The sequence below is a fragment of the Streptomyces sp. NPDC040718 genome, assembly GCF_055593565.1.
Genome location: NZ_JBVIXO010000034.1, coordinates 1 through 9,767 on the forward strand (window position 1 = coordinate 1; position 9,767 = coordinate 9,767).

At 74.1% G+C, this 9,767-nt stretch carries 11 protein-coding genes; 4 read left to right on the forward strand and 7 right to left on the reverse strand.

What is annotated here, in order from left to right; genetic code table 11:
- Nucleotides 1-82: aggregation-promoting factor C-terminal-like domain-containing protein (locus ACZ597_RS35385; protein WP_471339545.1), on the forward strand; the 82-nt coding region annotated here is incomplete at its 5' end.
- Between the two features lie 148 nt (nucleotides 83-230).
- Here ACZ597_RS35385 and ACZ597_RS35390 read toward each other — a convergent pair.
- From ACZ597_RS35390 to ACZ597_RS35400, 3 genes are all read right to left on the reverse strand, one after another.
- A complete protein-coding gene (locus tag ACZ597_RS35390) occupies nucleotides 231-542 on the reverse strand; it encodes an SDR family NAD(P)-dependent oxidoreductase (protein WP_471339517.1) in 312 nt (103 codons plus the stop codon).
- 37 nt (nucleotides 543-579) lie between these two features.
- A complete protein-coding gene (locus ACZ597_RS35395; RefSeq protein WP_471339520.1) occupies nucleotides 580-1,218 on the reverse strand; it encodes a TOPRIM nucleotidyl transferase/hydrolase domain-containing protein in 639 nt (212 codons plus the stop codon).
- A gap of 74 nt (nucleotides 1,219-1,292) precedes the next feature.
- Nucleotides 1,293-2,273, reverse strand: a complete 981-nt coding sequence (locus ACZ597_RS35400) for a helix-turn-helix domain-containing protein (protein ID WP_471339523.1) — start codon at nucleotides 2,271-2,273, stop codon at nucleotides 1,293-1,295.
- A gap of 152 nt (nucleotides 2,274-2,425) precedes the next feature.
- Here ACZ597_RS35400 and ACZ597_RS35405 point away from each other — a divergent pair, with 152 nt between their 5' ends.
- Together ACZ597_RS35405 and ACZ597_RS35410 are read left to right on the forward strand one after the other, a co-directional pair.
- The gene (locus ACZ597_RS35405) at nucleotides 2,426-3,457 is read left to right on the forward strand and encodes a saccharopine dehydrogenase NADP-binding domain-containing protein (protein ID WP_471339526.1); all 1,032 of its coding nucleotides are present in this window, start codon (nucleotides 2,426-2,428) and stop codon (nucleotides 3,455-3,457) included.
- A 76-nt stretch (nucleotides 3,458-3,533) separates the two neighbouring features.
- Nucleotides 3,534-4,631: a serine hydrolase domain-containing protein gene (locus tag ACZ597_RS35410; protein WP_471339529.1), complete on the forward strand. Its 1,098-nt coding sequence runs from the start codon at nucleotides 3,534-3,536 to the stop codon at nucleotides 4,629-4,631.
- 4 nt (nucleotides 4,632-4,635) lie between these two features.
- On the opposite strand, the gene ACZ597_RS35415 is transcribed toward ACZ597_RS35410, so the two are convergent.
- The 4 genes from ACZ597_RS35415 to ACZ597_RS35430 form a co-directional block, all read right to left on the reverse strand.
- Nucleotides 4,636-5,574: a MerR family transcriptional regulator gene (locus tag ACZ597_RS35415; RefSeq protein ID WP_471339532.1), complete on the reverse strand. Its 939-nt coding sequence runs from the start codon at nucleotides 5,572-5,574 to the stop codon at nucleotides 4,636-4,638.
- A 58-nt stretch (nucleotides 5,575-5,632) separates the two neighbouring features.
- The gene (locus ACZ597_RS35420) at nucleotides 5,633-5,956 is read right to left on the reverse strand and encodes a hypothetical protein (RefSeq protein WP_471339534.1); all 324 of its coding nucleotides are present in this window, start codon (nucleotides 5,954-5,956) and stop codon (nucleotides 5,633-5,635) included.
- A gap of 116 nt (nucleotides 5,957-6,072) precedes the next feature.
- Nucleotides 6,073-7,095, reverse strand: coding sequence for a YVTN family beta-propeller repeat protein (locus ACZ597_RS35425; RefSeq protein WP_471339538.1), 1,023 nt, complete (start codon nucleotides 7,093-7,095; stop codon nucleotides 6,073-6,075).
- Nucleotides 7,096-7,231: 136 nt separating this feature from the next.
- Nucleotides 7,232-8,236, reverse strand: a complete 1,005-nt coding sequence (locus ACZ597_RS35430) for a winged helix-turn-helix domain-containing protein (protein ID WP_471339540.1) — start codon at nucleotides 8,234-8,236, stop codon at nucleotides 7,232-7,234.
- 539 nt (nucleotides 8,237-8,775) lie between these two features.
- Between ACZ597_RS35430 and ACZ597_RS35435 the strand changes: the two genes are divergently transcribed.
- Nucleotides 8,776-9,678 (forward strand): NAD-dependent protein deacetylase, encoded by a 903-nt coding sequence (locus tag ACZ597_RS35435; RefSeq protein ID WP_471339543.1) that lies wholly within the window; start codon nucleotides 8,776-8,778, stop codon nucleotides 9,676-9,678.
- Nucleotides 9,679-9,767 lie beyond the last annotated feature (89 nt).

Below are 9,767 nucleotides of genomic sequence, written 5' to 3' on the forward strand. Positions count from 1 at the left end.
GTGGGGCCTGGACTACATGAACGAGCGCTACGGCAGCCCGGTCGAGGCCTGGAACTTCTGGCAGGCCAACCACTGGTACTAAACCACCAGCGGACACCACAGCAGCAGACGTACGGGAACGCCCGGCCGAGACCCTCGGCCGGGCGTTCCCGCATGTGGACGGCTGAAGGCGAGTCCGGCCACGATGCTGGGCGGGGTCTTGGCGCGCTCCAGCGCGCGTCGCGTCGCGGTCACCACCTGCTCGGGGGTGGCCATCCGGCCGACCGCCGCGTCCCGGCTGCCGACGACGTCGAAGAACTCGGTGCGACCGGGCCCGGCGACACCGCGAGCCCCCGCAGCGGCGAGGTGCGGGTCTCGTAGCCGACCGCCTCGGTGAAGCTCAGCACGAAGGCCTTGCCGGCGCCGTGGACCGCCATCGCGGGGGTCGGCTGGTACGCCGCCGCGCTCGCGACGCTGACCAGCGCACCCCGGCCGTCGGACACGAGATCGGGCAGGAACGCCCGGGTGAGCTCGGTGACGGCCGTGACGTTCAGCTGGATCATCGCGTTTGACCTGCGCCATGCCCTGGCGCTGCGCCGCTCAGCGTCCGGCGATGGCCGGACCCAGGGTGGTGAGGAGGGCGCCGAGGGGCGCGGGGACGAGATCGAGGTCGAGGGCCTGGGTGAGGAGATGGCCGTAGCGGATCTTGCGGCCCTTCTTGGTGCCGAGGAAGCGCCGCATCCGGTGGTGCGGGTCGCGGCCCCGCTGCGCGGGCTGGCGGACGAAGGTCCGCCACGGGACGAGGTCGCCCTCCGCCTCGATGATCTCCTCCACCCTCGGCACGCCCAGCGCGCGGATGAGCTCCTCCTCAAGGTCCTTCACGCAGACGAAGACCTCGCGGTCGGGAGAGTCGGCCTGCCGGAACGCGCGGTCGTAGAACGGCTGCTCCTGCTCGTCGCACAGCCCGGTGATGCGCAGTCCCAGTCCGGGCGGGCCCAGGAGCCGGGCGTAGCGGCCGACGTTCATCGCTCCGCCCATGGAGATGACGCAGACGCCCTCGGCGGGCAGGTCCCGGTCCAGTCGCGCGGCCAGGGTTTCGACGGCGGCGAGGTCGCTGGGCCCCTCGACCAGTACCACCGCCGCGACACCCAGCTCCGCGGCCAGCTCCCCGGCCGGCCCGCCGGGGCCGCCCGCCGCCCAGTCTGCGACCGCGTTCCGGAACACTCCCATGTTTGCCATGGGGTGATTCTGCTGCACCCCGCAGCCGGTCCGGCACTTGTTTTCCCCGCTCCGCGACGGGCTGCCGCCGACGGTCAAACGGCTCCGAGCGCCGGGCCGTTGGACCCGGTGGCACTCGTGTGACTGCGGAAAGTGCGGCGGTAGGTGTCCGGCGGGACCCCTACGGTGCGGTTGAAGTGCCGGCGGAGCGTGGTGGCGGTGCCCATGCCCGTGGTGGTGGCGATGGCCTCGATGGTGGCGTCGGTGCCTTCCAGGAGTTCCTGCGCGCGGCGGATGCGCTGGATGTGGAGCCACTGGAGGGGCGTGGTGCCGGTGACGGTGTTGAAGTGCCGGGTCAGTTGGCGGGAGCTCATGCGGGCCTGCCGGGCCAGGTCCTCGACGGTGAGGGGTGCGTCGAGGCGGGCCAGGACCCAGGGGAGCAGTCCGGCCAGGGGATGGTTGCCGGGCTCCGGAACGGGTGTACGGACGAACTGGGCCTGGCCGCCCTCGCGGTGGGGCGGGACGACCAGCCGGCGGGCGACGGTGTTCGCGACCGCCGTCCCGTGGTCGAGCCGGACCAGGTGCAGGCACAGGTCCATCGCAGCGGCCTTCCCCGCGGAGGTCAGGACGCTGCCGTCGTCGACGTACAGGACGTCGGGGTCGACGGTGACGCGGGGATGGCGGCGGGCCAGCTCGCCGGTGTGGGCCCAGTGGGTGGTGGCGCGCCGGCCGTCGAGCAGTCCGGCGGCGGCCAGCACGAACGCGCCCGTGCACAGGGACACCACGCGGGCTCCGGCGGCGTGGGCGGCGCGCACCGCGTCGACGAGTCCGGCCGGCGGGTCACGGTCGACGTCGGCCCAGCCCGGCACGATCACGGTGTCGGCGCGCGCGAGCCCGTCGAGCCCCTCGTCCGGCTCCAGCCGGAACCGGCCCACGGCCACCGGCCCCGGACCGCACAGCGAGAACCGGTACCAGGGGTCCACCAGATGCGTCAGGTCCGAACCGAAGACCTCGCAGGCCAGCGACAACTCGAAATGCAGCATGCCGTCGGTGACGGCCAGCGCGACGCTTCTCATGTCGGGAACTGTACGCCCCGTGTCGTTCCGGACACTGTCGCGGGCGCACCGGTCCCGGGGAGGATGGAGCCCGATACAGCGCACCGGCCGCCCGCAGAGCGGGAAGGCGGGGCCCGGGCGCACGGCAGACGCGAGGCAGGGGAACGGTTTTCGTGAACGGCACGGCGAACGACAACACGGTGGCGGTCTACGGCGCGTACGGACACACGGGAAGGTTCGTGGTGGCCGAGCTGGCCGCCCGCGGGTACCTCCCGGTCCTCTCCGGCCGGGACGCCGCGAAGCTGACCGCCCTGGCCGACGCGACCGGGTACGGGGCCCGGCCGGCGGCGGTCGGCGACGCGGCCGCGCTCGACGCGGCGCTGGCCGGCACCGCCGCGGTGATCAACTGCGCGGGTCCGTTCGCCTCGACGGCCGGACCGGTGATCGAGGCGGCCCTGCGCACGGGGATCCCGTACCTGGACGTGGCCGCCGAACTGGAGGCCAACCTGGACACCTTCGCCCACTACGCCGACCGGGCCCGCGAGGCCGGGGCGGTCGTCGTCCCGGCGATGGCGTTCTTCGGCGGCCTGGGCGACCTGCTGGTCACGGCCGCGATGGGGGACTGGACCCATGCCGACGAGGCCCACATCGCCTACGGCCTGAGCGACTGGCACCCCACCGCCGGAACCCGCCTGTCCGGCGCGGTCTCCCGCGAGCGGCGCGGCGAGTACCGCCTGCGCTACAGCGGCGGCGCCTGGCAGCGCCGCACCGACACCCCGCCCACCGGCGAGTGGCCCTTCCCCGCCCCGATGGGCACCCGCCCCGTCGTCACCGAGTTCACCATGGCCGATGTCGTCACCGTCACCGACCACCTGGCGATCCGCGACGTCCACACCCACATGGCCGTCGACGCCGCCCGGGACATCGCCTCCTCCGACACCCCCGCGCCGACCGCCACCGACGAGCTCGGCCGCTCCGGCCAGACCTTCCTCGTCGACGCGGTCGTCCGCTCCGGCGGCGTGGAACGCCGCGCCGTGGCCGAGGGCCGCGACATCTACGCCGTCACCGCGCCCCTGGTCGTCGAAGCCCTCGACCGCGTCCTGACCGGACGGATCCGCACCACCGGCGTCGCCTCCGCCGGCCGCGCCTTCGACGCCCCCGACTTCCTCACCGCCCTCGCGCCCCACATCACCCTCCACCCCTGATCCCCTCCCACACGTGATCGACTGGCCACGCCACGGCCGCCGGAGCACTCTCGGAGGAGGGAGGAAGGTGGTCCGTGTGAACCGGACGGCTTGGTCGCGCACAGCAGGGGCCGCCATGGTCGTGGCGGCGCTCGCGGGCCTCGTGGCCCCGCAGGCGTACGGAGCCGGTGACGACCGCGGGCAGCGCAGTGCGGAGGTCCTCCGGGAGCTGGTGCCTTCCCCCGACGGTCCGGGCTGTGCGGCCGCGGTCGGCGAACGCGGCGAGGTCGTATGGGAGGCGGGGAGGGGGAAGGCCGATCTGGCGACCGGGCGTGACATCACCCCCAAGACGGTCTTCGACATGGCGTCCAACTCCAAGCAGTTCACCGCGGACGCCGTCCTCCTGCTCGCCGGGCGGCACCGGCTCTCCCTGGGCGACCCCCTGTCCGAATTCCTCGACGATCCGCCCGCCTGGACCCGGAACGTCACGCTGGGCGACCTGATGCGCCACACCAGCGGCATTCCCGACTACCAGGACCTGCTGGAGGCCAAGGGCGTCGAAGTGACCGATCCGGCGGGCCAGGAGGAAGCCATCGCGGCCATCCTCGCCTCACGTCCGGAGGAACGGCCGGGCACGGGCTTCTCCTATTCCAACTCCAACTACGTCCTCCTCGCCCACGTCGTCGAAAGGGTCACCGGCAAACCGTTCCCGGCCTTCCTCCAGCAGGAGTTCTTCACCCCGCTGCACCTGCGCATGACCCTGTCCCCGGCGGCGGACGTTCCCGGCAAGGCGAAGTCGTACGACGAGGAGGACGGCTCCTTCACCCCCAACTCCTCCCCCTGGAAGCAGTACGGGGACGGCTCCGTCCAGACCACGGCCGGGGAACTCGTCCGCTGGGCCGACAACTACCGCACCGGCCGCATCGGCGGAAAGGCACTCCTGGCCGGAGTCACGGCCGGGGCGGTGAGCGTCGGCGACGCCCTGAGCCGGCGCGGCGTCGAGGAAGGACGGTACGGGGCCGGGATCCTCCTCCTGCCCGACAAGAGCCTCCTGCACCGCGGCGACTGGGAGCAGTTCCACAGCACCTTCAAGGTGAGCCCGGACCGGAACACCGCGGTCACCGTGGTGTGCAACGCGGATTCCCCCGACGGTTTCCGGGCGGCGAGCCGGCTGCTGGACATCTGGACCGGATGAGGGGTCAGCCGCCGGAGCTCCCGGCGAAGGCCGTGGTGAACCAGGGGTGGACCGGAGCGAGGGCCGGCGAAGCGGGCCATCCGTTGACCGTGGCCAGCAGCCGCCAGTAGCGCTCCGCACGAGGGTCCGCCGTGGTCCGCAGACGGGCGAGGAGCCAGCGGCGCAGATCGCCCGCGTCGGCCCGCCGGAACGCGTCGGCGTAGAGGGTACCCAGCGAGTCGGCGAGGGGCAGCCCGGTGGCGGAGGCCGGCAGGAGGCCGGCGGCCGCCGCCTCGTCGATCCGTTCACGCATCGCCCGGTCGATGGCGTCTTGCAGGGTGACGGCGTCCTCCGGGGCGGGCTCCTCCGCCTGCTCCCGCGCGACGCCGCGGATCGCGACGCGGAAGTCCGCGTCCTGGCACAGCCCGGCGAGCTCCACCCAGGCCTCGACCTGCTCGGGCGTGGGATCGTCCGGGAGCTCGGGCATGGCGGACCGCATCAGCCCCACGAATTCGGGGTTGGCGTCCAGGTCCTCGAAGGCGTCGTCGATGAAGTCCGACACCAGCCGGTGCCGTTCGGCCTGGGAGAGCGTGGCGAGTCGGTGCATCAGGTCCATCTCCATGGTGGTGGGGGCGCGTCTGGCGACTGCGCGGAGCACCGCCCTGCGCAGGCGGAGGGTCCGGATCTGCACGTCCAGGGCGTTGGCGTGCGCTTCCGCCACCTCCGTCATGGACGCCTCCCGGTCCAGCACCCTGCGTACGGTCGCCAGGTCCAGCCCGAGATCGCGCAGCGTGCGGGCGAGGTCGAGGCGGGCGAGTGCGCCGGGGCCGTAGAGCCGGTACCCCGCCGGACTCCGGTCGGTCGGCGGGACGATGCCCCGGTCGGAATAGAACCGGATCGTCTTCACCGTCAGGCCGGTCCGGCGGGATAGTTCTCCGATGGAGAGGAGGGTGTCGCTGTCCATGCCCCCAGCTTGATGTCTCCCCCCACGGGAGACTCAACCGGGGCGACGGCGGCCCGGCTCAGCCGGTGACGTGGAACTCGTTCCCGCCGGCGTCGCGGAACTCGCCAGGCTCCCCGCCGGGGACGGTGGTCTCCAGCCGCAGCCGGTTCCGCTCGGTCTTCGGGGCCGCGGGCGGCCCCATCACCAGCGAGACCGTGCTGGTGGGAGTCCGGCGGAGCCGGAAGCCCCAGGGGTGGGACAGGAGCCGGTTCTTCCCCGCCTTCGGCGTCGCCGTCGGCACGAACCGCAGCCGCAGGCCGTCCGTCCGGCCGCGTGTCGTCTCTTGCCAGAAGCACTCCAACCGCGCCACGTCCAGCGCGTCGATCACGATCCCCGTCAGCATGCGTTCCCCCAAGCCCTCGAACCCGTCGCCCCGTACAAGATCGGCACGTACCCCGGACACCCTGCCGACCAGCCCGGCCGAGCACAAGGGGCCGGCCGCGGGGTCCCCGACCCCGGTCAGGGCCTCTTTCCCCGTGCCGCCGCCACGCCGGTCGGCCCGTCGCCCACGGCCACCGTGTCCGTCACGCGGGCCGTCGAGGTGTCGATGACCGACAGCGTGTCCGAGTCGAAGTTGCCGACGTAGAGCCGGGAGCCGCCCGGGCCGACGGCGAGCCCGTTGGGGCCGTCCCCCACGGCGACGGTTTCCGTGACAGCACGGTGGCGGGTGCTGATCACGGACACGTCGTCGGACCCGAGGTTGGCGACGTACACCTGGCGGCCGTCCGGCCGCACCCCGATCCCCGTGGGCTGGTCCCCGACCGGGATGCGGTCCGATTCCGCGCCGGCCCCGACATCGACCACCGACACGTCGTCCGAGCTCAGGTTGGAGACGTACAGGCGACGGCCGTCGGGGGCGAGCACCAGGGCGGTCGGTCCGCCGCCGACGGGGATCGTGCCGGTGACCGCTCCGGTGGCGGTCCGCACCACCGAGACGGTGCCGGACGCGGCGTTGGCCACGTACAGGGTGCATCCCTCGGCCGTCACCGCCACGCCCAGCGGGGCATCGCCCACCGCGATGGTGTCCGTCACGGCACGGGTGCGGGTGTCGATCACCGACACGTCGTCCGACCCGACGTTGGCGACGTAGACCCTCCGGTCGTCGGGGGAGACCGTCACCCTGCTCGGCTCGTCCCCGACGGCGACGGTGGTGATGACCGTCCTGGTGCGGGCGTCGATCACCGATACGGTGTCCGCCGCGGAATTCGTGACGTAGACCCGGGAGCCGTCCGGGCTGACGGCCACGCTGTCCGGTCCGTCCCCGACGGGAACGCTGTCCACCACCGTGCCGGTACCGGAGTCGACGACCGACACCGTGTCGGAGTGGAGGTCGGCGACGTAGACGAGGGCACCGGGCCGCGGGGACCCGGCTGCCGTCGTCCCGGCGTACGCGCCGGCCGGGCTTCCCGGACCCGTCATCAGCGCCGCCGTCACGCAGAGCATCACGGCGGCACGCCGCCCCATGTCCTGATTGGTCGTCATGGGGCCACGCTAGGGGATGTCCGCATGGTCCCGGCTGTGCCACGACGCCCGGCACGCCGCGTGCGGCTCACGCTGCTCAGGCCGACCGAGGGCACACCCCGTCTCGGCTCCCCTCGGCTCCCCTCGGCCGCCGCGGTCAGCAGGGTCCCTGTCCGCTCAGCAACGCGCGGCCCAGGGGCGTCAGGGCGTGGCGGACCCCGTTCCCGTCCCGGTCCGTCGTCAGCAGGCCGGCGGCCCGCAGCACCATGGCGTGGTGGCTCGCGGTCGCGGGGGACGTGCCGGTGCGGCGGCCCAGCTCGGCCGTGCTCGCCGGGGCCTCGGCGGCCCGCAGGACGCGCGCGCGGGTGCTGCCGAGCAGGGCCCCGAGGGCCCCGTCCGGGCGGGAGGGGGCGGACGGCGCCCAGACCCGGCCGTAGTCGGCGAGGTCCCGGGCGACCGGACAGCGCAGCACCAGCGGCCGGCCCGGGTCGGCGTTGTCGACCAGGGCCAGCGGCTTCGGCCAGAAGAACGTCGGTACGAGCAGCAGCCCGCGCCCCGCGAGCCGCAGGTCCGCGTCGAACTCGCACGGGACGTGGAGGACGGGCGAGTCCCAGCGCACCTCGGGGTGCAGGGTGGCGAGGAGCCCTCCGACCCCCGAGTCGGCCAGGACCAGGGCGCGCCGGGCGCGGTCGGTGTGCGCGGTCGCCGCGATCTGCGCCCAGTACGGGGCGACGGCCACGGCGTGGTACGCGGACAGGGCCTCGCGGACGACCGCACCCCACTCCGCGTCCCCGTGGTGCAGCGCGTGGATCCAGCGCGCCGAGCGCGGGCGCAGCTGTGCGACGGCGCGGAAGTCCGCCGCCCACTGGAGGCGGGGCAACGACCAGGTGTGGTCGAGGCTGTCCGCGAGGGTGCCGGTCGCGGCGTGCGTGAAGACCTCCGGTACGTACTCCCCGGCGCCCGCGGGCGCCAGTTCGAACAGCGGCCGCATGGCCGCCCTCAGGCCCCCGCGCGTGCGCTCCCGCCAGCCCGCGAGCGCCACGCCCCCCGGCCCGCCGTCCTGGAGTACGGGCAGGCTCAGGATCGTCTCGGCGAGCGGATCGGGGAACCGGGCCACGCGGACGCGGGCGAGGTCCTCCGGGGTGAAGTGGACACGTAGCACCGGTCGTTCTCCGGGGATGACGGCGGCGGGGGAAGTCCAGCTCCGGGCACGCTAGCCGCCCCGTCGCGGGCCTGCGGGGGCGAGCCGCGGAACCGGCCGGGAGGCGCCCCACGGCACCCGCCCCGTGTCCGAATTCGAGTGAGTTCGAAGGGTGTTGTCCGCCGTCTCCGGGCACGGTGACACTGGGTCCCGGCCGAGGCGGTGGCCAGGGGGACGCAGCGCGGACCACCGCCCCGGCCGGCTTCTCGCCAGGACGGCACCCGCCACCGCGGTGCGGACCGGCCGTACGCGAGCAGCCGTCACCAGCAGCCGTCAGGCACCGACCGTCCGCCGGACCCGAGGAGCAGACCCGTCATGAGAATCCCGCGCCCGGACCGGCTCTGCCCGTAGCACGCGCGGCAGGGCGGAGCCCGGGACGGGCGGCCGGCGCTCGGACCCAGCCCAGCTCGCTGTAGGGGCGGCCCGCGCGGCTCCTGCTGCGACAGCGCAGCCGGCTCAGTACCGTGACCGGGCCCCGGCCGCATACGTACCCTGGCAGCATGCGTACGCGCCCGACCCTGAGCTGGACCCCGACCGAGAGCCTGCCACCGGGCACCACGGATCCGGGCCCCGTCGCCGACGCGCTCGCCGCCGGCGGGGTGCTGGTGCTCACGGGGGCCGGTATTTCCACCGAGTCGGGCATCCCCGCCTACCGCGGCGAGGGCGGGAGCCTGACCCGGCACACCCCGATGACCTACCAGGACTTCACCGCCGGCGCTCAGGCCCGCCGCCGGTACTGGGCGCGCAGCCACCTCGGCTGGCGCACCTTCGGCCGCGCCCGGCCCAACGCCGGGCACCGGGCCGTCGCGGCGTTCGGCCGGCACGGCCTGCTCGCCGGGGTCATCACCCAGAACGTCGACGGTCTGCACCAGGCGGCCGGCAGCGACCCGGTGGTGGAGCTCCACGGGAGCCTCGCCCGGGTCGTCTGCCTCTCCTGCGGCGCCGCCGGCCCGCGCGGCGAACTCGCCCGCCGGCTGGAGGAGGCCAACCCGGGGTTCGCACCGGTGGCCGCCGCGATGAACCCGGACGGTGACGCCGACCTGACGGACGAGCAGGTCGCGGACTTCCGCGTCGTGCCCTGCGCGAGCTGCGGCGGCATCCTCAAGCCCGACGTGGTGTTCTTCGGGGAATCCGTCCCGCCGCACCGGGTCGAGCACTGCCGCGCACTGGTCGACGGGGCGGCCTCACTGCTGGTCCTGGGGTCCTCGCTGACCGTGATGTCCGGGCTGCGCTTCGTCCGCGAGGCGGCCCGGGCCGGGAAGCCGGTACTGATCGTCAACCGGGACCCGACCCGCGGCGACCGGTACGCCGCCACCCGCGTCGCCCTCCCCCTGGGGACGGCCCTCACCACCGTGGCCGGCCGGCTGGACATCCCCGTCCCCGCCGCGGGCACCCCGGCCTAGATGAATGAGTCCGATGTCTGTGCTGGTCGCGACCATGGCGAAGGGCGCCCGTTGGTCAGTGTGTGAAGACAAACCTGGACGCCCTTCTG